Below are 26,235 nucleotides of genomic sequence, written 5' to 3'. Positions count from 1 at the left end.
AGTTTCCGTTTGCGCCCCACAGGGTTTCTCACAATTGCTCACCACGCGATCGTGAACGTCGTCCCTCCCCCAACTGCCGCGACGAAATCCCAGCCGGACGTGAATGCCACTGCTCTTTCTGCACGTGAGTTCAATCATGAATATCGCTCCTGCGCCGGTCGACAAACAACAGACCTACGGCGATTCGGTCTTCCCCTATGCACTTGTCTGTTCGGAGCCCGACGCGACGCTTGCCGCGGCGTCCGATTGGGTTGCGGAGCACCGCGACGAGATCCTTGGTCTTGCCAACCAGCACGGCGCCGTGCTGCTTCGCGATTTCCCGGTCGAAAATGCGGAGGGCTTCGATGCGATCATCCAGTCGCTTCGGTTAGAGAACTTCCCCTACAAGAAGTCGCTCTCCAACGCGGTTCGCATCAATCGGACCGATCGGGTTTTCTCCGCCAACGAAGCGCCACCCGAAGTGCGGATCTACTTCCACCACGAGATGGCGCAAACGCCGCTGTTCCCCAAGTGGATCATGTTCAGTTGCGAAATCGCGGCCGACCAGGGAGGTGCGACGCCGATCTGCCGCAGCGATGTGTTGTGGGAACGCTTGGCGGCGGAGTGCCCCGAATTCGCCCAAGCTTGCGAGCAGAAGGGACTCACCTATACCAACGTGATGCCCAACGATGACGATGCGAATAGCGGGATGGGACGCAGCTGGCGAAGCACGCTGGGCGTTGCCGATCGCGAGGGGGCCGAAGCGCGGCTCCGCGAGCTGAATTATTCCTGGGAGTGGCTCGAAGGGGAGAGCTTGCGAGCGACGACCCCTCCGCTGCCCGCGGTGATGGATCTCGGCAATGGTCGCAAGAGCTTCTTCAATCAAATGATCGCTGCCTATTGCGGTTGGAAGGATCCGAGCAACGATCCGTCGGGTGCGATTCGCCATGCCGACGGAAGCCCGTTGGATGGGGATGCGGTTCGCCGAGCGGCCCAGTTGGCCGAAGAGCTCGCCTTCGATTTGGAATGGCAGGTCGGCGATGTGGTCATCCTCGACAACACGGTCACGATGCACGCTCGATCGCCATTTGTCGGCACGCGTAAAGTGGTCGCGTCGCTTGCCGAAATGAACACGCATTCGTTTGCCGCCACCGTCTAGCCCCGGAAATATTATGTCCAGTCCTCAGACCGATACCACACGTTGGTATTCCGGGATCTCGCGCTACCAGTGGTTGGTCTTGATCATCGCATCGGCGGGCTGGGTGTTCGATGTCTATGAAGGCCAGATCTTCAACATCACCCGAGGCGATATGCTGTCGGAACTGTTGCAGGGCGACCAGGCGGCGGTCAAAGGTTGGGGGGATCGGTTTCTCGCGATCTTCTTGTTGGGAGGAACCGTCGGTGGGTTGGTCTTTGGCTCGCTGGCCGATCGCTACGGTCGGCGGCCGATCCTGATCGTCACGATCCTGCTCTATTCGATCTTTTCTGGACTAACCTATTTCGCCAACGATATCTATCAAGTTGGCGTGCTGCGATTTTTGGTCGCGCTCGGAATTGGGGGCGAATGGGCGGTGGCCGCCAGCATGGTCGCTGAGGTCTTTCCGAGCAAAGCACGGGCTCAAGCGGCCAGTATCTTCCATGCGTCGAGCATCCTGGGAACCTGGTTGGCCGCGTTGGCCGGAATCTTGGTTGCAACGCAGTGGCGGAACGCGTACCTGTTGGGGGTGCTGCCGGCGCTGCTGATCGTCTGGGTTCGGGCGAGTGTGAAAGAACCGGAGCGTTGGCAACAGCAGGTCGATCAAGAGGCGGAACAATCGAATAAACATCTCGCCGGCAGTTTTCGCGATCTGTTGCTGAACCCTCGCTGGTCGGGCCGCGCCTTTGGCGGCCTGATGCTTGCCGCTGTCGGGTTGGGGACGTTTTGGTCGGTTACGGTCGCCGGGCAGGATCTTGTCAAAGAGCTGTTGCTGCGGACCGGGACCGCGGCGGAAGACGTCGGCGGGATGGCGAAGTTCGCTTATGGGATCGTGCAGGCTTCCGGAGGCGGACTGGGGCTGCTGGCCTTTGGCCCGATCGCCGCTCGCTTCGGCCGCAAGCCCGCCTTCGTCGGCTTTCAATTGCTGGCCCTGCTGATCGTACCCGTCGTTTGTTTTGTTCCGCAGTCCTACACCCAGATGCTTTTCATTCTGCCAGTCTTCGGTTTCTTGACCCTCGGCATGCATGCCGGTTACGCGATCTACTTTCCCGAGTTGTTCCCGACGCATCTGCGAGCGACCGGTGCCAGCTTCTGCTTCAACGGCGGTCGAATGCTTGCCGTTCCAGTGCTGTTGTTTTCAGGGTGGTTAAAAGAGCAGCCCGATATGCAGCTGCGGTACGCAGTGCTGGGACTGTCGACGCTGTTCCTGGTCGGAGTGGTGATCATTCTGATGATGCCCGAAACGCGAAACCAAGAGCTTCCCGAATAGCGTTGCTAGGCAGTCGTTATTACTCCAGCGGAACGATTGGCGAGGTCTGGGAAGATTGTCGCTGGCGATCGCCGAGGATTCCGACTGCTGCCACGACGGCGATCAGCGGCGTGGCCAGCGACCGCATCCGCATGTTGCTCCAGTAGATCGAATGGACGCAGCTGAGCGCAACGGCTAACAGCAGCATCGCCATCCAAGCCGGTGACATCAGGCGTCGGCCGAGTCGCCAGATTCCCAGCAGGCAGCAGGCGAAAAGGGCTACATAAAAGCTGCCGATGGCGTAGCGCAGCAGGTTCGAGTAATCGCCGGCGTGAGGCATCGGCGACCACAACCGGCCGAGCCGCACCAGGCAACTGGCGACAAACATTTGTGGCTGTCGGTGAATCGTCGCCTTGGCAGATTCGTAGGCCAGGCGATCGTCGTCGATCTCACCTAAGGGAGCCGCCGCGTGTGAGGTGTCGATCGTTTCGGCGGTCCAGAAGGCTGGCTCCCGTGGGTCGGCGGAGAAACGATCGGCCCACCGTCGGTGAAAAAATGCAGCGTCCCACTTCTCGCCGACCTTTGCTTCAGCAAGGTATTCGTAAAACGAAGGATTGTTCCCCAGCAGCAGCGTGTATCCGCCATGCGTTGTCGCCCAGATCGGTTTGCCCATCACCGATTGGTTCCGCCACGTCCAGCCACCGACGGCAAGGAGCATCACCAATCCAACGGTTGCGATCGTGATCGCCGTTCGTCCGACTTGACGTCGGCCTCGCAGGAACAGCATCAGCAACATCCAGGCGGCCCAGACGATAAAGACCGGCCGGCAGAAGAACCCCGCGGCCAAGCCGACGGCTAGTGCCAGCGACCAGGCAAGCGTTGACGTTGAGGTGCCGGCAGGCTGCAGCGTCGCTTCGTTGCGGAGAAACTGCCACCAGATCAGCGCAGCCAACATCGTCGCAAGCGTTTCGGTCATCACCAGCGTCGATTGACCCAGCAGGATCGGATCGATCGCAACCAATGCCGCGGCGACAAAGCCCGTCGCCTGGGACTGCAGCCGCGATCCGATCGCGAAGACTAGGCCAACCGTTGCCAAACCAAAGGCCAGATTGAGCGCGGCCGCTGCTGGCGAACCGAGTTGTCCGTCGGTGACGAACCAAGAGAGCAGCCACGGATAACCGGGAGGCCGGAAGGCGGTGGGACGCGCTTGCCCGTCGGCGTCGACTTGACCATAGACGTTGTGATTGGCAAGGTTCTCCGCGAGCAAGCGGTAGGCGTCGGGATCCTGCTGCAAATGATCGTACCGCCACGCCATCACGCCACCGCGAACCAATAAGGCAAGCAACATCAACGGCAGGATCAACCGCAGAGGCAGGCTGCAGCAGCGGGCGGAATCAGACATCGTTGTTTCTTTGCGGTGGTTGAGGGCTCGCGTCCGGCGGGGCGTCGCGGCGGGTGTCGAACTGAAATCCACACACCGCATACTGTCGCGGTCCGAAGTCCCAAATCCAAGGGGATGTCGATTGCAATCGCTGCAGTCCGTCGGCAAATTGCGAATCGGTTTGCATTTGGTGGGCGAGTACCGCCGGATTCAGACCGGTAAAGAAGTTTTGTTGGTTCAGCAATTGTCGAACGTATTGCGGCATTTGGTCGCTCGGAACATGAGGCAGCTGGGGCGCGGTCAGCGATGAAACGAAATCGGTGATCAAGATTCCGCGGCCGCCGGGCTGCATCAGATGTCGCAACAGATGCAGATGTTGTTGCCGGACCGCTTGAACGATCGACAGCAACTGTGCGTGTGCCCCGATCGTTTCGGTGACGCTATGGACCAACTGGCTCAACAGACAGACCGACGCGACCGTATCGAAACGCTCCGTCCGCAAGGCGTCGGGCGGTTGCTGCAATCGGTCTTCGATCGCAGCGACGATCGAATCGACATCCTGCGGCGCATCGACAGCTTGCGACAACAGCTCTGAAATTCCAGTCAGGTCGCCGACGACGGTTTTGATTTTTGCAGTCCGCTGTGGCGACGAGGCGCCAGAGAATTGTTTCTCCACTCCACGCAACATCGCATCGCCGTCGAGATCGACTAGCACGACTTCGCGATAGGCATCGGCGAGTTCGGGGAGTTCGATGTCGTTGCAATTTCCGGCTCCTAGAACGCACAAGCGCTTCGATGGCGAAGCGTTATCCAACAGCATCGCCATCACGCGGCGGCGGTGCTCGCGAGCACAATCCCATCCGTCGCGAGACTGCAGGTTGTGTTGCGATTGCGAGTGCAGGATTCGGTTCATGCGAGCAGACGTTGGCTGTGACCGGCGGCAGGATCAAGCGTGCCGCGGCGTCGTCGCGACCTCTTGCTGGCCAAGGGGATTCGCTTCGCCGCGCGCGATGGCGGCAAACATCTCTCCCATCTCCTGCAACGGGTAGATGCAAAACGAATAGTCGCGCGATGAGAGCAGGCGTCGTTGCGCTTCGCGACGATTGACCTGGTTCAATTGATCGGCCAGTTGCCAGCGGAGGTCATCCAGACGAGCCGACAGGTCGGTGTTGATCGCGGTGATCCGATCATGCCACGACTGTTTGTCGCCACGCGGCGGGATGTCGCTCAACAGTTCACGCTTCTCCTGCACCAGATCGATCGGCAGATCGGCTTGATCGGCAAAATGTTCGGGCTGAAATCGCGTGCGGCGGATCGATTGACGCAGTTGATCCGAACTGGCGTCATCACTTCCAACCGATTCGCCCAGCGGAGTGAAGGTTGCCGAGAGGACGGTGAAGTGCGGTGGCGCGATGTCGAAGAAACGGCGGATGATCGTATCGTTTAATTGGTCGTATTTGCCGCCACCGATGCCGTGCAGGAACAGATCCGACAGGACCAGTCGAGCGTACATCGTCGTGACCAACGCGCGGGGACGAAGCCGCACGTTATTCTGAAGTCGCTCAAGCAGTTCCGCTGCCGTCGCGGAGGGATCGCCATGATTGGAGATCGTCAAATGCGTCGATGCCAAATCGCTCAGCTCGATCTTTTCGTCGCTGACTCGCGCGAAGAGCGCCCGGCGTTGGCGATTCGTTTCGTCGTAGATCCACAGCGGCGCTTCGTACCAACCGTCGCGGCAAGCGAGCTCGGGCACGGGGTGGGAGTTGCTGCGGATGTGATGCGCGATCCGGTAGGCGACGACCGATTCGTTGTAACAATCGTGCAGCCGTGGTAGTTCGCGGATCAGATGGAGCACAAACTCGCAAAACGCGGGGCCTTCGCACAATCGGCTCAACGGAACCTCGAGCGTCGATAGTCCCAGTTGTGATTCGATTTGGTGACGCGATTGCGCCAGCGAAAGTCCGATGTTGCCGGTCCGATCTGCCGCTTGGACCGCTTCGGGCCACAGTTGTTCGATGCAGGGATGGTCGACCAGGGGAGCGATCGTTCGCGCGACGCGGCGGCCGAACGTTTGGAACGCCTCGCGGTCGTCGATATCCGCCATTTCGTAGGGGACGACGGCGGAAGGACGATCAAAAGCGATCGTCTCGGTCGCCGGTTTGCCGCTGCGCAGCGTCGGGACTCGGATCGATCGAGCGCGGCAGATATCGTTGTCGACAATCAGATTGATCGCCATCGTCGACAGCGACTGTCCCAACTGGGAGAGGACAAAGTTCTTGAACCAGACGCCCGGATGGAACAGTTCGGGTTGATGACCGGCCATGACCAATGGCCGATCGGTCGAACAACTGGAACAGATGTTGGGCAGATCGCGATACGAAGAGACGTAATCGATCGCGGTGTGGATCAATTCATGGCGTGCGCGTTTGCGAAACGACGCGATCGACTGGCCCCCGATCTGCAGGTTCCAATCGGCGGCGTTGCGCAAATTTTCTGCCAACGCATCGGCGTTCGCATCCAGCGGCGGGTCGATCAACCAATCGCGGTGGGCCCGCGGCACGCGGTAGGATCGATAGGGTTCTTCGTTGATCGTGGTCACGCGTCGGGGCACAGTTCTCGGCGTCGGGGCAGCTTGCGACCTTCACGACAGGCCGACGTAATCGCATCTTCCAGGACACGATTATAATACGCCAGCCGGGTTTCCGCGTGGTCCAACGATCCGCCAAACGAACGGCTGAGATCCAAGTAGATTCGCGGGACGGCGAGTTCGACGACCGACAGATCGGCCAATGCCGCTTCGACCCACAATTGCAACGGCATCGCATACCCAGGATCGGTGATCCGCAGCTTCCGCAACGCGTCGACGCGATAGGCTTTGAAACCGCAGAACGCATCGGTCAGCTTCAGTCCCAGACGACGGTTCAATTGTTGAGTGATCTTGCGATTGATCAACATCCGCTCTTCCGGCGGCGCGTCGTCGTCTTCGGACATCTTCAGATAGCGGCTGCCCGAAACGATGTCGGCTTGGCTGGCCGCGGCGACAAAATCGGGGATCCGCACCGGTTGGTGCTGGCCGTCGCAATCGATCGTGACGACGACGTCGTACCCGTTGTCGATCGCGTATTCAAAGGCTGTGGTCAGGGCCGCGCCGTAGCCACGATTTTCGGGGTGCCGAACGACCGTGACGTCGGTTCGCTGGGCCAGCCGGGCGTCGGTGCCGTCGTTGGAACCATCGTCGACGACCAAGATATTCGCTGCGTAATTGGCCACGTTATCCAGGACTTCATCGACAAAGTTGACTTCGTTGTAGACCGGAAGGGCACATAGCCACTTGTCTGGAGCTGTCATTGGATTTCCTTCGTGGAGCGGATGAACGAGCGAGAGGATCGAATGGCCAGCGCTCCCAGTGGTGCGGGCAACGGCTGGGCGAATTCGATCTCGCTGTAAGCATGGTAGGAACGCAGCCAGTGTTCGCTGACCGCATTCTAGACCGGAGCGGCCGAAGGTCAAACGCAGCCGATCGGGCGGATCGCAGAAATCGGACGATTCGCTATAGAGAAAACTGGCGCAATGGGTCCGATTCGCTGCGGCTTGCCCAGACGGTAAGCTCGTCGTGCTCTTGAATCAGGTGGTCGGCCAGTTGTTCCATCGCAAAGCGTTCGCTGGCGTAATGCCCGACCAGGATCAGCCCGATCCCCTGCGATTGGGCCTCTAGGCAGCCGTGAAAGTTGGATTCGCCGGTGAGCATGCAATCGCAGCCCTTGCGGCGGGCGGCGTCCAGAAACGATCCGCCGCTGCCACAGGCCAAGGCGACTTTGGTGACCGCGGCGTCGGGATCGCCGACGTAGCGGACGTTGGGCAGTTTCAGAAAGTCGGCGGCGCGACGCATGATCTGTTCCAGCGTCGTCGCTGCCACGCGGCCATAACGACCACTCCCGTCGGGCGTCTCCGAAGTGTCGGCCGGATCGGTTTGCAGAGGAGCGATGTCGGTCAACTGCAAGCCTTCGGCCAATTGTTGGTTGATCCCACGCCGGGCCGAATCAAACGCTGTGTGGGCGCTGTAGACGGCGATCCGATGGGCCGCCAGTTCCAGCACCATTCCGCTGGCCGTCGAGTCGGTGGTCAGCCGAGCGATCGGTTTGAAGGGCAATGGATGGTGCGCGACGATCAGATCGACCTGTTGGTCGGTCGCTTCGGCAACGACGTCGGGGGTGATCGTCAAGCAGGTCATCACGCGCCGGCAATCGCGTCGGCGATCGCCGATCAACAGCCCCACGTTGTCCCACGATTCGGCCAGTCGCAGCGGAGCGACCGCGGCCAGCGACTGGCAGACGTGTTCGATCTGGAGCGGCATGGTGGGCGGGCGCCTTGTGCTTCGCGGAGTACGGGGAGAGCGATGGTTTACTTTTTGTTGCGGAACATCGCGCTGATCGATTGATCGTTGTGGATCCGCTTGATTGCTTCGGCTAGGAAGATCGCAACCGAGCGGACTTTGATGTTGGGCAACATCTTACCGGGCGTCAGCGGAATCGTGTCGGTGATCACGATGCTGTCGATCGGTGAGGCCTTGATGCGTTCGATCGCGGGGCCAGAGAAGATACCGTGGGTGGCCGCAACGTGAATCTCTTTCGCACCCCACTGATGCACCAACGAAGCGGCCCCACAAATCGATCCGGCGGTGCTGATCATGTCGTCGAACATCAAACAGATCTTCCCTTCAACACTTGAGCCGATGATCGTGTCTTGTTTGACCTCGGTCGCGCTACTGCGACGTTTGTCGACGATTGCCAGATGACCGCCCAGGCGTTCCTTGTGGCCAACGGCCCGCTTGATGCTCCCTTCGTCGGGGCTGACGACAACAAGATCATCGGGGTTGATGTTCTGTTCCAGGAAGTGTTGGTTGAGCACCGGGGCGGCGTAGAGGTGATCGACGGGGACGTCGAAGAAGCCTTGGATTTGAGCCGCGTGCAGGTCCATCGTTAGGACGCGGTCGGCGCCGGCACGGGTGATGATGTTGGCGACCATCTTGGCGGTGATCGGCACGCGGCCTTCGTCTTTACGATCTTGACGCGCGTATCCGAAGTACGGAATCACGGCGGTGATTCGTTGAGCGCTAGCCCGTTTGCAGCTGTCGATCATGATCAACAGCTCCATCAAATGATCGTTGACCGGGGGGCAGGTCGGTTGGACCAGATAGACATCGCGGCCGCGAACGTCTTCGTCGATTTTGCAGAAGTTTTCACCGTCGGGAAATTTCCCCAACGTGATCGCTCCCGGAGAAAGATGCAATTCGTTACAGACATTGTGCGAGAGCTCGGGATTGGCTCGACCGCTGAAAATCTTAAGTTCACGCATCTTAGAAGTCCGCTGCTGAAGCATTCGGGGAGGTGGAGAGGCAGGAAAATTAAGCATCGTTATCGGCGTAGCCCATCTCGTGCATTTTGGCATCCACCATGGCAAGATCTTCGCGGGTGTTGATGCTTAACGCTTCGCAGTCCTTGAGCACCGGAAGCGCTTCGACCGGTCGGCCGGCAGCGCCCAGCAACGCAGCACAATCGGTCAGGTAATATTCGGCCTGGCTGTTATTCTGCTTCAATTGTCCCAGCGCGTCGAGCAGATCGCGGCAATTGAAGATGTAGGTGCTCATGTTCACTTCGGTGATCTTCCGCTGTGCGTCGGTGGCATCCTTTTCTTCGACGATCCCGGTGAAACGGCCGTCGGCATCGCGGACGATCCGTCCCAGCCCCGTTGGATCGGCCTTGTGCAACGTTCCCTGCAGCAGTGCTGGAGCGGTCTTTTCGAATTCCGCCAGCAAGGTCTTCAGGCTCTCGGTTTGCAGCAGCGGCGAATCGCCCGCCAGGACGATCACTGGTCCGTCGTGTGCTTGCAAGTTCTCGCGGCAGACTTGGACGGCATGGCCGGTCCCCAGTTGTTCGGCTTGAACCACGAACTCGATATTGTCGCGATCCTGCAGCGTCTCGCGAACCTTCTCCTGCTGGTGGCCGACGACGACGATCGTCTTGGCAACTCCGGCGGCTTGCAACGCGTCGATCACGAAGTGGATCATCGGGCGACCGCAAACTGGGAATAAAACCTTGGCCAGTTCACTCTTCATTCGAGTGCCTTTGCCAGCGGCGAGCACGACAGCAATGGGAGCATTCATATCTGCAAGGGGCTCTGAAAAGGACGGGTCGGGGAAAGGCGAGTATCTTGCCATGCCCACAGTCCAGTGAACACCGGGGATACCCCAGTAAAGCGAGTCGGTTTTGCTGTCGGTCCGACTGATCTTTCCGGAGGGAGAAGGTCCTGACACAATAGGCCGACATTCGAGGACCGGCAAAAGCTGCCCCGACGGGGGCGAACGGTTTGGGTAAGGAAAAGGATTCGACGTCGCGTGAACAAGCAGACCGCTATCGATTTTGCCGTCTATCTCCTGGTGCGGTCGCTGTTTGCGGTGATTCAAACGCTGTCGGTCCAGCGGATGCAACCGGTTTGCAATGGTTTGGCCTACTTGCTTTCCGACGTTTTACAGCTCCGACGCCGGACGATCGACACCAATCTTCGGATTGCATCCCCGAATGCTAGCGACGAACAAATCGATCGCACACGCCGTCAAATGTGGGCGCACCTGGTGATGATGGCTTGCGAAATCGCTTGGTCTCGGCGGCGATTGCATCTTTGCAATTGGCGGCAGATGCTCGATTTCCCCACCTCGGGGCTCTTCTTGCGTCCGTTTTTGGAAGGCCGGCCGATGGTCTTGGTCAGCGGACACTATGGCAATTTTGAGATCGGCGGCTACGCGACCGGACTGTTTGGAATTCCGACGATGACCGTTGCCCGTCCGTTGGACAACCGTTTCCTGCATCGTTACATCACCCAGTTCCGCGGCATGCACGGGCAGATGCTTGTCGACAAAGATGGCTCGGCCGACATCATTCAACAGCACTTGGAAGCCAACGGTACACTTTCGTTGGTGGCCGATCAATTTGCTGGTGCCCGCGGTTGCTGGGTCAACTTTTTTGGAAAACCGACCTCGTGCCACAAGGCCCTGGCACTGTTCACCCTAGCCAACGACGCGCCAATGGCCGTTTTCTACGCTCGCCGGACGACACGTCCGATGCAGTTCGAGATCGGCTGCAACGGCGTCGCCGATCCGCGCGATGCCGGGCCTGAGCTGGGGGGCGTGACCGAGCTGACCTGTTGGTACAACGAGCGTCTGGAGAAAGCGATCGCGCTGAGCCCCGAGCAATACTGGTGGATGCACCGCCGTTGGCGCGAGGTTCCCGAGAAGATCCAACGACGAATGGATAAGATGGCGGCGCGACAAGCTGCTTGATTTCGAGCGTCCCACGCCGAGACCATCGACGTTCTTAAGTCGCTGGGCTTGGAAGCGACGCGGTGGACGCGATGTGCTTCGATGCCGTCGTTGCGTTGGAACGCGAGATCGGAAACGCAATTTTCCCGAATTTCCAAGATTCTTGTACGGAATCCGCGACATCGGCCCACTAACCAAGGTGGGAGAACATCGACCGTGATCGCGTGGCCGATGGTTTTTCCGCGATCGCTTGCCCTACCGGCTGCCGTCGCGACCGCTGTTGGCTTATTCGGGAATCCTTTCCATGCGTTTGACCGTTCGAACTCTATTAGCGTATCTCGACCACGTGTTGCCCGAAGAGGCGAACGAAGCGCTTTCGGCGAAGCTGCGCGACAGTCCTTATGCGACTCAATTGGCCGACAAGATCAAGGCGTCGATCCAGCGCACCGATCTGGGGACCCCCGCGGTCGGTGCGGTCCATCCGATCGAAGACGCCAACACGATCGCGGAATATTTGGATAACGTGTTGCCGGGCGAACGGATTCCGGAAGTCGAGCGGGTGCTGTTGGAATCGGACGTGCACATGTCCGAAGCGGCCGCCTGCCATCAGATCCTGACCCTTGTCCTCTCGCGACCGGCGTTGGTTCCGCATGGGTTGCGCGATCGGATCTACCAGCTTTCGCAAGGTCTTGCGGCTGCTGGAGAAGCGACGGTCGTCCGCTCCGATGGTCCATCGTTGAGCGATCCATCGGTCGCTTCGTTGGACTTGCCCATCTCGGATGCCGCAACGGTGGAAAGGAAGACGGCTCCCGGAATCGACGCCGCTGCGACCATGGCGGTTCCTTTTCGTTCGGCAGCTGCGACGCAGCCAGCGCCCAACGGGCACCCCGCGGGGCTTTCGCCGCGTCGCCCCGATGTGCCCGAATATTTGCGAGCCGGTCGCCCGTCGCGGATCCTGCCTTGGTTGATGACGCTGGGGTTGTGCGCGGTGTTGTTGTTCATCATCGCCAAGGCCTTTCAGCCGGTCTCGCGATTGGCCTCCGATTCCTCTTCGACGTATTCGTCCGACGATCCGTTGCAGATCGAGCGTGAGAACATGCCAGCGCCAGGCTTTGGCCCCGTCGGCGAATCGCCGGGCGAAGTCGTCGTTGAAGACCCGGTCAAGCGTAGCTCGGCTTCGGGATCTGCAGGGGGGAACGTTTCGGCGGTTGAAATTCCGGCAGCCGATTCGTCAGTGGATACGCCGCCCCCAGCGACGGGCACCCCCAACAAGACCGACGTCGACGCATCCGCCCCGCCGGAACCTGTCGATTTGCCGACGGCGACGGCCGATTCCGTGACGTCGGAGTCGATGTCGCCCGCGCCAGCAGGTAGCGATGCGGCAGCGATTGCGCCGACGACGACGGTGCCAACCGTTCCCGAGCCTAACGTCGGTTCGACGGTTCCTGCTGCGGAGCCTGCCGGCGTGGATTCGGCTGCGAAGCCAGCGATGTCAGCGACTGGGGCCGATGCGGAGCCCGCAAGTCCTGTGGTTTTGCCTACGCTTGATCCCGCGATGGAACCAGCCGATGCGGCGGATTCGGAAACTGAGGCCGCGCCGGCGGCGATGCCTAAGCCCGTTGTTGCGGCCACGCAAATGGGGGTGTTGGAATCGGGCGATACGATTCTGGTCTCACGATCCGATGCTGGCTGGGATCGCGTGAAGAAGGGGGCTGGGGTGTTCTCGGGCACGACGTTGGTGAATGCACCCACATTCCGCAGCCGGATTTTGTTAGCCGATGGCGTGGCAATGACGAGCGTCGGAGAAGCCGAATTTTCGTTTGAACCGGCGACCGATGCATCGCCCACGATCAACCTAGACTATGGTCGATTTATGATCGAATCGGCGACGCCCGATGCGACGGTCGCGCTGAATTTGGCCGGCCGGCGGGGAACTTTACATCTGCCGACGGTTGAATCCCGAGCCGCCATTCAAGTGACCGTCTTTCGGGCACCGGGAGCCGATCCAACAGCGGCTGAGGCGATCCAACCGGTTGTCGCCATTCAAGTCTTGGCGGGAACCGCTGATTGGATGCTCGAAGGGATCGAGGAAGTGTCGCTGACCGCGCCCGTTCGTTGGAGTCAGGTGGGGACCGAAGAGGCCGCTAGCGATCTTCCCGAGCCGCCTGCGTGGACGAAAGCTCCCGAAGCGAACGCGGTTTCGATCGAAAGCATGTCGCGGAAGGGGATGTTGGAATTGATCGACGCAACCAAGACGATCGAGATCACGCTACGTGAAGCGGTTGGATTTCGCCGTGCCGAAGTGGCAGCGCTCGCTGCCCGTTCGCTGTTGATGCTGGGTATTTCGGATGTCTACTTTGGGACCAAGGGAATTTTTGAGAACGATGCTCAGAGATCACACTGGCAAGAACATTTCGTTTCGCTCCAGTCGCAATTGGATCGCGGGGGCCAAAACGCGACTGCGATTCGCGATTCGATAGCCCGCATGAATGCGGCTCAAGCGGCGAGGCAGTATCGGTTGTTGTGGGGCTATTCTCCCGCACAGCTTGCTAGCGGTGGTGACTTCGAATTGATCGAAGCACTCAACGACGGCGCTCTGACGACTCGTGTGTTGGCGTTGGAGAATCTTCGCGAAATCACCGGCACGACGCTGAATTTCCGTCCCCAGGAAACGGGGCCCCGTCGGGCTGCGGCAGGCAAAAAATGGGATACCAAGCTGGCGGCGAAAGATCTTCGCTGGGAAGAGCCGCCGGCGCCCCTGTCGGTACTGGAGCGATAGCTAGCTTTTCGTTGGGGGGAGATTTATCTCCTCCGTGAGAAAGTTGGGACGACCCGAACCCGCGAACCACGGTTCGCGGGACGCAGGTTGTCGCGGCGGGTGATTTGTCGGCCCACCGGTGGGCTTCTAAGCTCGTGAGCGTCGCCTTGCCGCTTATTCCGGGTAGATAAATACCAGCGGCGCTTCGATGTCGGCACGCAAGCTTTGGTGCACGGGACAGAGCCTCGCAGCTGCTTCGATCGCCGTGCGATGGCGTTCGTCCAGCGTGATGGGGAGACGAATTTCTACCGGCAGCCGCATGATTCGCCGTGGTAGGTCGGCCGACATGTGTTTTTCAATGCGAACCTTCATTCCCGTGAGATTCAAATCGTGGCGATCGGCATAGATGCCCATGATCGTGCTAACACAAGTGCCTAACGCAGTGGCCACTAGATCGGTGGGTGAAAACGACTCGCCACGCCCTTGGTTGTCGACCGGGGCATCGGTCGACAGCTGGCAGCCGCTGGGGCCGTGAACCGCTTGGCATCTTAGCCCGCCTTGGTATTCCACTTGAATCTCGACCACTGGTAAACTCCAAAACAACACGAAAGAGACGGGGATGGGGGATAACGCTCCCGAATGTACGACGGTATGGACATCGAGCACAAGTCGGTGCCTTCCATTGGCGGAATGTTGCCGTCAAGGGTGTCCGTCTGCCGCAAATCGTCGGTTTTGTGTATTATAGTGGAGGTCCATGCCAGCACGCCGCACGGGATTGCTGGCCCTTTTTGTTCGCGTTCGCTCTCGGCGTCTTATCGAATGTCACAGATTACCGAATCTTCTACCGCTGCAACCCGCCCCGTATCGAGTCGCGGTTCTGCGCCGCTAACCCAAACAGGAGGCCGCAGCCGACTTGGGCAAGCTCTGGGAGTTCGCGTTGCCTCGACCGGCTCGTATGCGCCCAGCGAAATTGTCACGAACGACGATCTTGCCAGTCTTGGTTGCGACAGCGAATGGATCATCAAACGCACCGGTATTCGCGAGCGGCGCAAAGCGCGGCCCGATGAAGCGACCAGCGACATGGCGTACGAAGCCGCCACGCGGTGCTTGAAAGATGCCGGTGTCGACGCGTCGGAGGTCGACATGATCTTGGTCGCGACGATGACTCCCGATCATCCCACGCCTTCGGCCGCATGTCATTTGCAACGGCGGTTGGGAGCGATTGCTCCGGCGATGGATGTCAACGCGGCCTGTGCGGGATTCATGTACGCTTTGGTGACGGGATCACAATTTGTTGCTGCGGGCAATGCCAAGAAAGTGCTGGTGGTGGGGGCCGACCTGATGAGCCGCACGATCAACCCGCACGACCCGAAGACCTACCCTTTGTTCGGTGACGGAGCTGGGGCGGTGTTATTGGTTCCCGATAAGCCCGAAGGGGCGGGGCTGTTGAAATACACATTGGGCAGCGAAGGCTGCGGCGGCAAGATGTTGTGCATTCCCGCTGGCGGATCGCGAACCCCGTTGGTCCCCGATGCCTTCAACGAGGGGCGGCATTATCTGTGGATGGACGGCCGGGCGGTCTTCAAGTGGGCGGTACGCGTGGTCGCGGAAAGTTCGATCGATGTCCTGAACGAACTGGGAATGGGGCCCGATGATTTGAATTTGATCATCCTGCACCAAGCGAATCAACGGATCATCGATTCGGCCGTTTCCGATCTCGGCGTGCATCGCGAGAGCGTTTTTGTGAACGTCGATCGCTATGGCAACACCAGTGCGGCAAGCATTCCGCTGGCGTTGGATGAAGCGGTGCGTGCGGGCAAGATCGAGCGTGGGCAACATGCCCTGCTGTGTGGTTTTGGCGCCGGGCTTGCCTGGGGCACCGCGGTGCTTCGCTGGTAGACGTCGATTGGCCTCGGTGACCGATTCTTCCTAACCTTGCGTTTTGCCGGCACGCGTGATGTTTCAGCGTTTATGCCGCGGCGACCAGCATCTCGTCTTGGATCGCTTCGACAATTTCGGGCGTGATCTGCGTCGCTCGCGAGCCGGCACCGGCGAGCAGTGACAGTTCCGCCAATCGAGCCAATGTCGCCACGCGGCCTTCGCTCAATTCGTGCAAACGGACGATCGCGGCATCGTTGAACAGTTCTGGATCGCCTCCCACATCGGCGATGCTTTGGCGAATGAAGCCCGCCGAATCCGAGAGCGCCCAGTGGGGCAGGTCGATCCGCAGCGGACAGCCACCGATGCGATGGACCAATCCGCCCGCTGCTTCCGTGTTGCAGCCGAGTACGGCGGTCACGTGCCGCGAGCGATTGATCAGCGCGCTGACTGATTCGGCCACCAGATTCGTGGCATCATCCACCAGCAGGCAGGTGAAGACGTCCTGCCGACTGGCCGCGTCGATCGTGTCGCAGATCCGACGCCAGGCGTCGGAGGTGTGCAGGGTGGGGTCGGCGCACAAGGCTCCGGAGAGTTGGTGAAGCCATTCAGCTTGCGTGTCACAGCGCCCCGAAATCAGCACAGGTTCCACGATCGCCCCGCTCCACAGCACGTTGCGGCTGACATGACGCAACAGCGAACTGCGACCCGATCCTGTCCCGCCGATCAACAGTCCGACCGAGCGGGCGTTGCCGACCAGGAAGCGAAGTCGCGCAATCGCCTCGCGTTGACTGGTGCCTTCGTAGAAATCCTCGCGTCCATTGACTTGGCCAAATGGCAGTCGCTGTAGACGCCAATATTCGTGATAAGACATATCTCAGGACCCAAACGACGTGACTCTTTTAAGCGCGACGATGCGGCGCAAAACGGCACAACGGAGATGCGCAGATGATTCCGAATATCTGCGTAAATCGGGTTTACTGGGTAACGCTCTTCAGGAAATATAAACGCTAGCGTTCAACACTTGCGTAATCGATGCCACGCAAGTCGGTTTGTCGGTGGAGAAGGCTGCGAATTTTACAGCGGGAAATCGTCTTCCGCTGCTTTGTCGGCATACAACGGCAGGTGACGGTAATAGACTTCTAAGGTCATCGTGCACAGCGAAGTGATCGCCAAACGTCCACCCCGGCCGCCGGTGTGGCCGCTATTGAAGTGCCAGCTGCCCGCCGCGTGACCTGTCGATTCCTGAGTATCGACGATCCATTTACTCATGTCCTTGTTGTACGCTTCCCACTGGGGGCCGCCGAATTGGCGAAGGACTTGAGCGGAATAGTAGTTGTGATAGGCATCGTTCTTGTTGAGTCCGATTTTCGCTAGATAATCGACTCCTTTTTTCAACGACGGGTTCTCTTTGTCCCAGCCCAGATACATCCGGCAAAGCAGTCCTACCGCAGTCGTCGAAGGCTTCTTCGCCGGCGATGTGTAGCCATAGTAAACGCCATCGTCGGCGGAGACACGATCCAAGAACAGCGAAGCACCGCGGACCGTGTTGGGTGGGATGACCAAATGCCCCATATGGCCACTCTTCAGCGCCATCACCATCCATCCCACGACCGAAGTGTCCCCTTCTTGTCCGGGGGCGTAACGCCATCCACCGCCGGTTTTGTGCTGCGACATGGCGATAAAGTTAAGAGCCGCTTGCGCGGGTTTGGCCAACGCCGGATCTTTGGTCATCGCATAGGCTTCACAAAGCACGATCGCACACAACCCGTGCGAATACATGTTGCCCGCGCCATCACGACAATCGCCTGTGATCAGGCCCCCTTGGTTTTTGACCTTCATGTTCCCCGCGAGGAACATCAGACCGCGTTGGACGACACTTTTGTATTTGCCTTGGCGGTGGGTTTGCCCGGCCCCCAGGAACGGCAGGATCGCCAAGGCGGTAGCGCCATTGAAGCTGTCTTTGGCTTTTTCATCGCCGGGATTTCCGCATTTGTTACCGCAAGCGATGTTGTGGTGCAGGTTCCACGCCCCATTGGGCAATTGATGCCGTTGGAACCATTCGAGCGCCTTGGTGACAGCCGCTTCGGTCGCTTCGCTGCCGCCGTATTTCTTCAGCAGTTCCTTTTTCATGTCGGTGCTGCGGGCAGAAAATTCGGTGGTCGCGTTCATCGCCTGGGTCAGCGATTGGGTCAACGATTCCATCGGCGCGATCGCGTCGATCATGTCGGGCATTTCGGTTCCGACCATCAGCACGGCATCCGGCGATTCGACTTCGATCGCCTCGACAGCTTGGACCGTCGTCGGCGGCGTGACGACAGGTTCTTCGAGCATTTCTTGCTCGAGCGAATCGGGCTCGATTTGCTCCAGCGAAAACTCTTCCATCTCTTGCCCCTCTTCGTTGGTCGGGGTGACGGTGAGCACATTCTTTGCGATTTGCACCGGATCCAAGGTGACCAAGGCAAGCATCAGCAAGACCAGTCCGTGGACGAGACTACTGACCATCCAAGGGGGAGCGGAGCTGAAGAATCCTCCCCGGCGATATTCGACTTCTTCTGGATCGTCCATTACCGCAGCGGCTGGCATCAGGGGCGCCGCGGCTTTAGGTTCCGGCTTCGCCGCAGCGGTCTGCTTTTGCACCGCTTGCAACGCTTTACCTTGGGCACGCACCAAGGCGCTGCCCGGCAGGCCCATCAGCGCCCCGAGCGATCCGGCCCATGGCGCATTGGGGTCTTTCACATCGTAAGGTTTGCCATCATCGACGAGTGCCTCGGACGGGAGGTCGTGTTTTGCGGCAATCGCTTGAAACATCGGATCGACCCAGCCGGCATCGGCAACGTCGGGACGCAAACGCTTGTGGAAACGCCGAAACATGTCGCGGAGCAACAAGATCCCGAAGCATTGCACTTGGTCGGGTTCCAATTCGGCGATATCGTCGTCATTCATCGTTTGCTCGATCAAAGCGGGCAAACTGTCGGCGATCATCGATTCGTAATAGTGGACGATCGGTTCAGGGTTGAATTCCTGCCAGTCCTGGTCTTGAATCGTCCCCTTGAGCGACTCTGACAATTGCATCATCGGTTCGGTAAAATGCTGTTGCCCGAGCGCTTTGCGGTCCATGGATCGAACTCGTGGATGGGAGATGAGGGTGTTGTCGCAGCCCACGATTAGCGTGTAAGGAGGTAATCGCGGCTCCTAATAGTATATCCAGCTAAACGCGATGAGTTGGCAAACGTACTTAATAAAAAGTTGTTTACTTGGCCGATTCTACCGATTCCGACGCTACTTTTGCGAACAAACGCAGTCGATAGGCGATGCGCGGCAGCACGCTGTCGGTCAGTCGTACCGCCTGCCCCCCACCGGGAAATCCGACCCATCCTTCGTCGAGATGGATCGCGATCGTCGTCGCTGCGGCTTCGTCGTCGGTTTGACCAAATCTCACAAACGCCCACGGCCATTTCGCCGCATCGGCGACCGGGATTTTCATCTCCCCCTGGCTTTGCCAATCGAAATTATTGTCTGCTAAAAATACGCGTCGAAAGTAGCCTAAATCGCGCAGCTCGGTCAGGTCGATCCAGCCTTCGTTGTAGAAATCGAGTTCCGGCACTGCCAGCGAACCCTCCGGACGCAGTAATTCCACTGGTCGGCCCACGCGGATCGCTGCACTCGCCTCGGGCCCCCAGAACGGAGCGGTCTTTGCCGTGGGCATGTTCCGGGTGCGAACGATCGCTAGCGACATGACGCTCGCAAAGACGAGGCCCAAGATTGCCACGGCGCAGCCTCGTGGGGATACCAGTCGCGGCCGCGCAGGCCACTGGGCGGGAACGTTCTCGCTGTCGGTCGATGCTTCTTTAGATGGATCCATGCTGCTATCCTAACGCACTTGCTTGATTCGCCTAACCTGTAGCAACGATCGAATTTCATGGTTTTGCCAAACGTTCCTGACCGCTTGGAAGTCCCGCTGCCCGACGCTCCGTACCCGATTCTGATCGGCAGCGATTGGTTGGCCGACCTCGTTTCGTCGATCGCCGATCGGATGCCCGATCTGTCGCATGCGATCATTATTCACGATGCGGCTGTCGCCCAGCCATGGGCCGCGACAATTCAGCAAGCGTTGCAGGCCAGCTATCGGACCGACATGATTTCGGTCCCGTCGGGCGAACCGAGCAAGTGTGTCGAACAGCTGCAGCGGTTGTGGATTGGGCTGCTGGAAGCCAAGACCGATCGCAAAAGCGCGATCATCGCCGTCGGCGGAGGCGTTGTGGGGGATCTCGCCGGGATGGTGGCGGCGACCTTCATGCGTGGGATCCGGTTTGTCCAAGTCCCGACAACATTGTTGGCTCAGGTCGATAGTAGCGTCGGCGGCAAGACGGGGATCAATCTGCCCGGCGCCAAAAATATGGTCGGCTCGTTTTGGCAGCCCCAGTTGGTTGCGATCGATATCGCGACGCTGGGGACTTTGGCTCCGCGGGAGTTCATCAGCGGACTGGCTGAAGTGGCAAAGTACGGCGTGATCTGCGATGCCGAATTTTTTGCTTGGTTGCAACAGAATCACGAAGCGATCCACGCCCGCGATGCCGCGGCGCTGAAGCATGCGATCCGAACCAGTTGTCAAGCGAAGGCCGACGTCGTTTTGGCCGACGAACGCGAAACGACAGGCTGCCGCGCGACGTTGAACTATGGGCATACGTTTGGTCACGCGATCGAAGCGCTCGCCGGATACGGACACTTCCTGCACGGCGAAGCGATCGCGATCGGGATGCAGATGGCTGCCGATCTTGCACGCCGCATGAGACGTGTCGACGATGCGTTTTGTGAACAGCAGACCGAACTGTTCACCTCGCTGCAGTTGCCGATCACTTGGTCCGAAGCCGATCCCGATGCGATGTTGGGAGCGATGTTCAGCGATAAGAAGACCGAACACGGCAAGCTGCGTTTTATCTTGCCAACAAAAATTGGACATGTCGAATTGGTCGACGATGTTCCCGAAGACTTGGTCCGCCAAGCGATCACCGCCTGCAGCAAATAGAGTGAACCGAAGATGAGCGATTTGGATCGAGAGCAGATCATGGAAGTCGCACGCCAGGCCGCGGTTGCCGCCGGCGACGTGCTGCGCCGCTATTACGAAACCGGCGTGCAGATCCGCAGTAAAGCCGACGCAACCGGAGGCCAACACAACCTCGTCTCCGACGCCGATCTCGAATCGGAACAGACGATTGCGAGCGTGATACGAGCGGCGTATCCCGATCACGAGCTGTTGGGAGAAGAGGAGCTTTCGGGAGCGATCGAAGCGGAGCATCTGTGGGTGATCGATCCCTTGGACGGGACAAACAACTTCGCCCACAGCATTCCCCATTTTGCGATCTCGATCGCCTACTGTTATCGCGGCCAGCCGCAGGTCGGCATCGTCTACAACCCGATTCGCGAGGATTGGTTCACGGCGATCGCGGGGGCTGGGGCGTGGAGCAACGATCGCCGGTTGAGCGTTTCGAGCGAAGAGTCGCTGGGGCAAGCGATGCTGGCGTGCGGGTTCCATTACGATCGCGGCAAGTTGATGCAGGCGACCCTCGATGCGATCGGCGAACTGTTCTCGCAACATCAGATTCACGGAATCCGCCGGATGGGCGCCGCGGCGCTCGACCTGTGTGGCGTCGCAGCGGGGCAGTTCGGCGGCTTTTTTGAATACTTCCTCTCGCCGTGGGACTTCGCCGCCGGGAAGCTGATCGTCGAAGAGGCGGGGGGAACGATAACAACATCGCGAGGCGAACCGCTGGGGCTGCAGGCCGGCGGCGTGATCGTGACCAATGGCAAACTGCACCCGAAGCTCTCCGAGATCGTCCAACGTCACCAACCCGCTGGATTTTAACGACTGCGGTGCCAATGGCTCGATTGTTCCAATGATTCGGAGCTAGTGTGTGGCACACGAACTACGTCGTGCCCGGGTGCCACTGGCTCTGCCAGTGCACTGCTGATCGAAGGTTTGAGTGTGACTTGATTGGGACGTTATCCAATACCGTCCTCCCTTCGTCTCCGATTGCAACGTCGTGCTCTGGGATGCTGTAGTCCAGGCCTTCGGCATTGTTGAGATTACTTGGTGCTGCATTCACTGGGGCTTTGGCAAATCAGCACTGGCAGAGCCAGTGCCACCCGGCATTTTAGAATCGAGCAGAGTCGTTGTTCGTGTGCCACTGGCTCTGCCAGTGTCTTCTTGATCGAAGGTTTGAGTTCCGTAGGATCGGGACGTTGTCCAGTTGAGAATCCCTTCGCCCTCGGATGCAACGTCGTGCTTTAGGGTGTTGCGACGTAGGTCGTCGGCATTGGATACTTGGCTTGGTCATGCATTTGCTAGGGGGGGGCAGCACTGGCAGGGCCAGTGGCACCCTGGCGATTTGGCATCCTGCGGTCCAAGCCAGGTTCACGAGCCTAGCGGAGCGATTCCGACGATCAAGAATTATGGTCGGAGCAGGCGTCGAAGAGTGGTCGCCACTGGGAGCCACGTTTCTTCATCACGTTCTTCAGGTATTCCGACCAGACCAAGTGATCTTTGTCGTCGTCTTTGACGACCGAGCCCTGCAGGCCCGCTGCGATATCTTCGGCGGTGACGCTGCCGTTTCCGAAGCTGCCCGCGAGGGCCATGCTGTTGCACAGCAAGGAGATCGCTTCGGCGGTGGAGAGGACGCCGGAGGGGCTTTTGAGTTTGTTCTTGCCGTCGAGCGTTTCGCCCGATCGCAGTTCGCGGAAGATGGTGCAGACCTTTTCGACGGCATCGGGCGTCGGTAGTTCCGCTTGCAAGTCGAGGTTCGATGCCAGTTGGGCAACGCGGCCGGTGACGATGTCGATCTCCGTTTCCAGATCCGATGGACTGGGCAGGACGACGAGATTGAAGCGGCGTTTCAGAGCTGCCGACATGTCGTTGACGCCGCGGTCGCGGGTGTTGGCCGTCGCGATCACCGAGAACCCTTTTTCGGCAGCGACTTCGGTCGCCAGTTCGGGAACGCTGATCCGCTTTTCCGACAGCAGCGAGATCATCGCGTCTTGGACTTCCGACGCGCATCGCGTGATCTCTTCGAAACGGGCAAGTTGCCCCGACTCCATCGCGCGAAAGACGGGACTCTTGATCAATGCTTCGGGGCTGGGACCGTGAGCGATCAGCATCGCGTAGTTCCAGGTGTAGCGGATCTGTTCTTCCGTTGTCCCCGCGGTCCCTTGGACAACTTTCGTTGAATCGCCGTTGATCGCCGCGGCCAGATGTTCGCTGAGCCAGCTTTTCGCGGTTCCCGGTTCGCCGATCAACAGCAGCGCCCGATCGGTGACCAGCGTCGAGATCGCGATCTCGACAAGGCGTCGGTTGCCGACGTATTTGGGAGTGATCGGCGTGTTGCCCGCTTTGCCGCCGCAGATGTAGGTGAGCACGCTGCGGGCGGACATTCGCCAGCCGTTGGGGCATGGATGCTGATCGTTTTTGATCAGCGCATCGATCTCTTCGGCAAACAAATCTTCGGCCGGACGCCGCAGCATCCGGTCGTCGTTGTTCGTTTTCTTCTTCGGTTGGGCTGCTTTTTTTGCCATCACGAAACTCCAAGTTCTTCGACCTGACAAATCGTTGCCGCCACGGTGCCGCGAGGGCTTCGCGCGACATGCGACTTCCAAGCCGAAATGATTCGCTGATCATTCCGGCTCAGCCCATTGTATCGGCGGCATCACATGCCGCAGTGCCTCGATCGATCTACTTGGCGTAGATCTCGTGCGACGGATTGCCTCCCGCCTTCAGATACGCCAACAGGTCGCGGATCTCTTCAGCGGTCATCGTGTTCAACAATCCAGCGGGCATCATCGACGTCGTCGCTTCACCCATCGTATCGATGTCGTCGCGGATGATCGTCGTCTGATCGGCGGGGTTCATCATGTTGGTCAGGACCATCATGCGGTCGCCCGACAGGTTAATGACTTTGCCGACGATGACTTTGCCGTCCAGCGTCAGGAACTGCGTTGCACCGTATTGGTCGCTGATGACTTTGTCCGGTTCGATGATCGAAACCAACAGATCCTTGTTGCTGAAGCGTCCGCCGGCACCCGTCAGATCGGGACCCAAGATCCCTCCCTGGCCGCTCATTCGATGGCACTTGTAGCACTGACCGACGGCGAACATCTTCTTGCCGCGTTCAAAGTCATACGCTTGCTTCGTGGCTTCGCTGTCGGCGGTCAGGTCCTCGACCTTCCATTCCTTGACGACGTCGCGCGGTTCCAGGTCGGCCAACGGATCGCGAGCCTCTGGAGTCTTCAGCAGGTCGCCCAATTCGGCTTTCTTTTCATCCGAGAGCTTGGCGATTGCCGCATCACGGATGTTCGTCAGGAAGCCGCCGAACGACATGCCGCCGCGGGCGGCAGCAGCGTCCTGGAACCAGCCGAAGTAGGCTTTTTGCGAATCGGCGTCCCAGGTCGCTTCGTGTCCGCGTAGCGCGAACGCGTATCGCATTTGATCTTCTTGCGTCGGCGCGTTGATCATCAGATCGACGACGCGAGCGGCGATCTTGTCGGCGTCCAGTGCGATCAGAACCTGAGCCAGTTCGCGGTTGACGTCGACGTTTTTGCCGGGCAGATGAGGATCCAGCTGGGCCAGAATCGTTGCACGTTGTGCGTCGTTTGGCTTACCCAAGCGAATGAAGGTCAGTCCGTAGGCTCGCAGCAAATCGATCCGCTGCGAATCGCTCAGAGCGTCCCACTTGATCGACGTCAGGGCTTCGATCGCCGCGGAGGCATCGGAAGCTTCGCCGCAACGGGCTAGAGCGATCACGCCGTGGATCAACGCTTGAGGATCGGTCAACGCCAGGACTTTGCTGCGCCATTGGTCGACAGGTTGGTGTTCCAAGGCGATGCGAGCGGCAAAGCGGATGTTGCGATCGGCTTTACCGAGTTCCGCAATCGCCGCAGCGACTGCCTCGGGATTAGCCGAACCGTGGAACGATTCCAGCTTGTGCCGCAGTTGACGCAGCGCCTGCGACTTTTGATCGGCTGATGCCTCGACAGGAGCCGTCGATTCGGGGCCGGTGTAGCGGATGCGGTAGAGTGCCGACTGAGTTCGTCGGCCACCGATCGTGAAGTACAGTAGGCCATCTTGAGGTCGGACGACCAGATCGGTCACTGGCAACGGCGCCGCGGTTGCGAAGGTTTCAAATGATCCGTTGTAGCTGGAACCCGATTCGTCCATGTGGACCGCAAAGATATTTCCGAAGCTCCAGTCACAGATGAACAATGCCTTCTGGTACTTCGCTGGGAACTTGGCACCGGTACCAAACGCGATTCCGGTCGGCGAACCGGGGCCGATGTCGACGACAGCGCCGAGGCTGTCGGGGTAATAAGCTGGCCACTTGCCAGCGCCATTGCGCCAACCGAACTCGGCGCCACTGACCACATGGTTCACGCGGGTCGGACGGTACCAAGGGGTACCGACGTCCCATTCCATGTCGGCATCGTAGGTGAACAGTTCGCCGGCGGGGTTAAAGGCGATGTCGTATTCATTGCGGAAACCGGTGGCGATGATTTCAAAGTCGCTGCCGTCGGGATTGATCCGTGCGACCCAACCGCCGGGAGCCAAGCGTCCCGCATTGTGGCCGCGGGCGTCGGGCATGCTTCCCAACAGATGATCCTCCGACCAATGGCGAGGGACGCGGCTGTGGGGAACTTCGGCTGGCAGATCGGTCGTGTTGCCGCCGGCAACATAAATTTGTTTGCCATCGGGAGAAAGGACCAGTGCGTGCGGACCGTGTTCGCCACGACCGTGCAATTCGATCAGGTGTTCGACCTTATCGTACTGATCGTCGCCGGTGGTATCGGTCAAGCGATAGATGCCGCTTTTGACTTCCTTCTGCTTCGCGTTGCCAGGCTGTCCGTTGACGTTGATGTACAGGCTGCCAAAGGCGGAGAGCATGCCGTGGGCCATGCCGAATTCCCCTTCCAGACGCGCCACATCGACAGCGCCATCATCCTTCACGGTGATGCGATAGAGACTGCCGTATTGATCGCTGGCCAGCAGGCGTCCTTTCGGGTCGGTCGTCAGGCAGACCCAAGAGCCTTCGCTGTCGGAGGGGACTTGGTACAGCAGTTCGACTTCAAAGCCTTCAGGGACGTTGAACGATTCGGCTGGAGTCACACCGACTCCCCCCTTTTTCGCTGCCGACGCCTTTTCCTCGGCAGCGGGAAGGCTCGTCGTAAGTGCGATACATAGCCCGAGCAGAAGCGGGCCGATTGGGAGTTTTGCTTTCGTTAATGACATTTTCTTGTTCATCGTGGGACGTTAAGGGAAGGTGGGGCGGCAACGCGACAGGGAGTGTGTCGCTTTAGCCGCCGATGCGGCCTGGGGCCGTAGGGCGATTTTACCCAGATTTTGGTTGATCGCCAGCCGAAGCGTTTGTGGAGGCGAAAGAATCGATTGATTCCCCTATAATCTCGACCGGTTCATTCACAGGCGATCTGCCACACC

20 protein-coding genes are annotated in these 26,235 nt (G+C 59.4%); 7 read left to right on the top strand and 13 right to left on the bottom strand.

The annotated features are described in order from the left end of the window. The first annotated feature begins 136 nt into the window (after positions 1-136). Positions 137-1,138, top strand: a complete 1,002-nt coding sequence (locus Poly24_RS23620; RefSeq protein WP_145101490.1) for a TauD/TfdA family dioxygenase — start codon at positions 137-139, stop codon at positions 1,136-1,138. 13 nt (positions 1,139-1,151) lie between these two features. Continuing rightward, on the top strand, positions 1,152-2,444 hold the full coding sequence (locus tag Poly24_RS23615) for an MFS transporter (RefSeq protein ID WP_145101488.1): 1,293 nt from the start codon (positions 1,152-1,154) through the stop codon (positions 2,442-2,444). Between the two features lie 19 nt (positions 2,445-2,463). On the opposite strand, the gene Poly24_RS23610 is transcribed toward Poly24_RS23615, so the two are convergent. From Poly24_RS23610 to Poly24_RS23580, 7 genes are all read right to left on the bottom strand, one after another. Then, positions 2,464-3,825 carry an ArnT family glycosyltransferase gene (locus Poly24_RS23610; RefSeq protein ID WP_197452126.1) on the bottom strand — a complete coding sequence of 454 codons (1,362 nt, stop codon included), beginning with the start codon at positions 3,823-3,825 and terminating at the stop codon, positions 2,464-2,466. Next, on the bottom strand, positions 3,818-4,717 hold the full coding sequence (locus Poly24_RS23605) for a hypothetical protein (protein ID WP_145101484.1): 900 nt from the start codon (positions 4,715-4,717) through the stop codon (positions 3,818-3,820). The genes Poly24_RS23610 and Poly24_RS23605 overlap by 8 nt, the downstream gene beginning before the upstream one ends. A gap of 33 nt (positions 4,718-4,750) precedes the next feature. Continuing rightward, entirely contained in the window at positions 4,751-6,403 is a 1,653-nt protein-coding gene (locus tag Poly24_RS23600; protein ID WP_145101482.1) for a hypothetical protein, read from the bottom strand. Continuing rightward, complete coding sequence (locus Poly24_RS23595; protein ID WP_145101479.1) at positions 6,400-7,152, bottom strand: glycosyltransferase family 2 protein; 753 nt, start codon at positions 7,150-7,152, stop codon at positions 6,400-6,402. The genes Poly24_RS23600 and Poly24_RS23595 overlap by 4 nt, the downstream gene beginning before the upstream one ends. Before the next feature lie 202 nt (positions 7,153-7,354). Continuing rightward, positions 7,355-8,158, bottom strand: a complete 804-nt coding sequence (locus Poly24_RS23590) for a Nif3-like dinuclear metal center hexameric protein (RefSeq protein WP_145101477.1) — start codon at positions 8,156-8,158, stop codon at positions 7,355-7,357. A 47-nt stretch (positions 8,159-8,205) separates the two neighbouring features. Further along, a complete protein-coding gene (locus Poly24_RS23585; protein ID WP_145101475.1) occupies positions 8,206-9,159 on the bottom strand; it encodes a ribose-phosphate diphosphokinase in 954 nt (317 codons plus the stop codon). Positions 9,160-9,208: 49 nt separating this feature from the next. Beyond that, the gene (locus Poly24_RS23580; RefSeq protein ID WP_145101473.1) at positions 9,209-9,967 is read right to left on the bottom strand and encodes a sugar phosphate nucleotidyltransferase; all 759 of its coding nucleotides are present in this window, start codon (positions 9,965-9,967) and stop codon (positions 9,209-9,211) included. 231 nt (positions 9,968-10,198) lie between these two features. Here Poly24_RS23580 and Poly24_RS23575 point away from each other — a divergent pair, with 231 nt between their 5' ends. Beyond that, on the top strand, positions 10,199-11,140 hold the full coding sequence (locus tag Poly24_RS23575) for a lysophospholipid acyltransferase family protein (RefSeq protein ID WP_231753315.1): 942 nt from the start codon (positions 10,199-10,201) through the stop codon (positions 11,138-11,140). 283 nt (positions 11,141-11,423) lie between these two features. Beyond that, positions 11,424-13,898, top strand: coding sequence for a hypothetical protein (locus Poly24_RS23570; RefSeq protein WP_145101469.1), 2,475 nt, complete (start codon positions 11,424-11,426; stop codon positions 13,896-13,898). 153 nt (positions 13,899-14,051) lie between these two features. Here Poly24_RS23570 and Poly24_RS23565 read toward each other — a convergent pair whose 3' ends face one another. Then, positions 14,052-14,462 carry an OsmC family protein gene (locus tag Poly24_RS23565; RefSeq protein WP_145101467.1) on the bottom strand — a complete coding sequence of 137 codons (411 nt, stop codon included), beginning with the start codon at positions 14,460-14,462 and terminating at the stop codon, positions 14,052-14,054. A 234-nt stretch (positions 14,463-14,696) separates the two neighbouring features. Here Poly24_RS23565 and Poly24_RS23560 point away from each other — a divergent pair, with 234 nt between their 5' ends. Further along, positions 14,697-15,776, top strand: coding sequence for a beta-ketoacyl-ACP synthase III (locus tag Poly24_RS23560; RefSeq protein ID WP_145101465.1), 1,080 nt, complete (start codon positions 14,697-14,699; stop codon positions 15,774-15,776). Positions 15,777-15,846: 70 nt separating this feature from the next. Here the strand turns inward: Poly24_RS23560 and Poly24_RS23555 are convergent, their stop codons facing one another. From Poly24_RS23555 to Poly24_RS23545, 3 genes are all read right to left on the bottom strand, one after another. Then, complete coding sequence (locus Poly24_RS23555; protein ID WP_145101463.1) at positions 15,847-16,629, bottom strand: hypothetical protein; 783 nt, start codon at positions 16,627-16,629, stop codon at positions 15,847-15,849. 203 nt (positions 16,630-16,832) lie between these two features. Beyond that, the gene (locus Poly24_RS27545; protein ID WP_231753314.1) at positions 16,833-18,875 is read right to left on the bottom strand and encodes a prenyltransferase/squalene oxidase repeat-containing protein; all 2,043 of its coding nucleotides are present in this window, start codon (positions 18,873-18,875) and stop codon (positions 16,833-16,835) included. A gap of 133 nt (positions 18,876-19,008) precedes the next feature. Further along, positions 19,009-19,620, bottom strand: a complete 612-nt coding sequence (locus tag Poly24_RS23545; RefSeq protein ID WP_145101461.1) for a hypothetical protein — start codon at positions 19,618-19,620, stop codon at positions 19,009-19,011. 57 nt (positions 19,621-19,677) lie between these two features. Between Poly24_RS23545 and aroB the strand changes: the two genes are divergently transcribed. Both aroB and Poly24_RS23535 read left to right on the top strand, forming a co-directional pair. Beyond that, positions 19,678-20,784, top strand: a complete 1,107-nt coding sequence (aroB, locus tag Poly24_RS23540; protein WP_145101459.1) for a 3-dehydroquinate synthase — start codon at positions 19,678-19,680, stop codon at positions 20,782-20,784. Between the two features lie 12 nt (positions 20,785-20,796). Continuing rightward, positions 20,797-21,621: an inositol monophosphatase family protein gene (locus tag Poly24_RS23535; RefSeq protein ID WP_145101457.1), complete on the top strand. Its 825-nt coding sequence runs from the start codon at positions 20,797-20,799 to the stop codon at positions 21,619-21,621. Positions 21,622-22,199: 578 nt separating this feature from the next. Here the strand turns inward: Poly24_RS23535 and Poly24_RS23530 are convergent. Further along, positions 22,200-23,324 carry an ATP-binding protein gene (locus Poly24_RS23530; protein WP_231753313.1) on the bottom strand — a complete coding sequence of 375 codons (1,125 nt, stop codon included), beginning with the start codon at positions 23,322-23,324 and terminating at the stop codon, positions 22,200-22,202. Positions 23,325-23,481: 157 nt separating this feature from the next. After that, positions 23,482-26,040 (bottom strand): c-type cytochrome, encoded by a 2,559-nt coding sequence (locus tag Poly24_RS23525; protein ID WP_231753312.1) that lies wholly within the window; start codon positions 26,038-26,040, stop codon positions 23,482-23,484. Positions 26,041-26,235 lie beyond the last annotated feature (195 nt).

It is taken from the genome of Rosistilla carotiformis, from assembly GCF_007753095.1.
Taxonomy (GTDB): Bacteria; Planctomycetota; Planctomycetia; order Pirellulales; family Pirellulaceae; genus Rosistilla; species Rosistilla carotiformis.
The sequence above is the reverse complement of the archived record's forward strand: the minus strand, read 5'-3'. Positions and strand labels throughout refer to the sequence as shown.

Bases quoted from the DNA above. Each gene is read 5' to 3' on its own strand.
- Poly24_RS23620 (WP_145101490.1), top strand. From the start codon at position 137: ATGAATATCGCTCCTGCGCCGGTCGACAAACAACAGACCTACGGCGAT.
- Poly24_RS23615 (WP_145101488.1), top strand. From the start codon at position 1,152: ATGTCCAGTCCTCAGACCGATACCACACGTTGGTATTCCGGGATCTCG.
- Poly24_RS23610 (WP_197452126.1), bottom strand. From the start codon at position 3,825: ATGTCTGATTCCGCCCGCTGCTGCAGCCTGCCTCTGCGGTTGATCCTG.
- Poly24_RS23605 (WP_145101484.1), bottom strand. From the start codon at position 4,717: ATGAACCGAATCCTGCACTCGCAATCGCAACACAACCTGCAGTCTCGC.
- Poly24_RS23595 (WP_145101479.1), bottom strand. From the start codon at position 7,152: ATGACAGCTCCAGACAAGTGGCTATGTGCCCTTCCGGTCTACAACGAA.
- Poly24_RS23590 (WP_145101477.1), bottom strand. From the start codon at position 8,158: ATGCCGCTCCAGATCGAACACGTCTGCCAGTCGCTGGCCGCGGTCGCT.
- Poly24_RS23585 (WP_145101475.1), bottom strand. From the start codon at position 9,159: ATGCGTGAACTTAAGATTTTCAGCGGTCGAGCCAATCCCGAGCTCTCG.
- Poly24_RS23580 (WP_145101473.1), bottom strand. From the start codon at position 9,967: ATGAATGCTCCCATTGCTGTCGTGCTCGCCGCTGGCAAAGGCACTCGA.
- Poly24_RS23570 (WP_145101469.1), top strand. From the start codon at position 11,424: ATGCGTTTGACCGTTCGAACTCTATTAGCGTATCTCGACCACGTGTTG.
- Poly24_RS23560 (WP_145101465.1), top strand. From the start codon at position 14,697: ATGTCACAGATTACCGAATCTTCTACCGCTGCAACCCGCCCCGTATCG.
- Poly24_RS23555 (WP_145101463.1), bottom strand. From the start codon at position 16,629: ATGTCTTATCACGAATATTGGCGTCTACAGCGACTGCCATTTGGCCAA.
- Poly24_RS27545 (WP_231753314.1), bottom strand. From the start codon at position 18,875: ATGGACCGCAAAGCGCTCGGGCAACAGCATTTTACCGAACCGATGATG.
- Poly24_RS23545 (WP_145101461.1), bottom strand. From the start codon at position 19,620: ATGGATCCATCTAAAGAAGCATCGACCGACAGCGAGAACGTTCCCGCC.
- aroB (WP_145101459.1), top strand. From the start codon at position 19,678: ATGGTTTTGCCAAACGTTCCTGACCGCTTGGAAGTCCCGCTGCCCGAC.
- Poly24_RS23535 (WP_145101457.1), top strand. From the start codon at position 20,797: ATGAGCGATTTGGATCGAGAGCAGATCATGGAAGTCGCACGCCAGGCC.
- Poly24_RS23530 (WP_231753313.1), bottom strand. From the start codon at position 23,324: ATGGCAAAAAAAGCAGCCCAACCGAAGAAGAAAACGAACAACGACGAC.
- Poly24_RS23525 (WP_231753312.1), bottom strand. From the start codon at position 26,040: ATGAACAAGAAAATGTCATTAACGAAAGCAAAACTCCCAATCGGCCCG.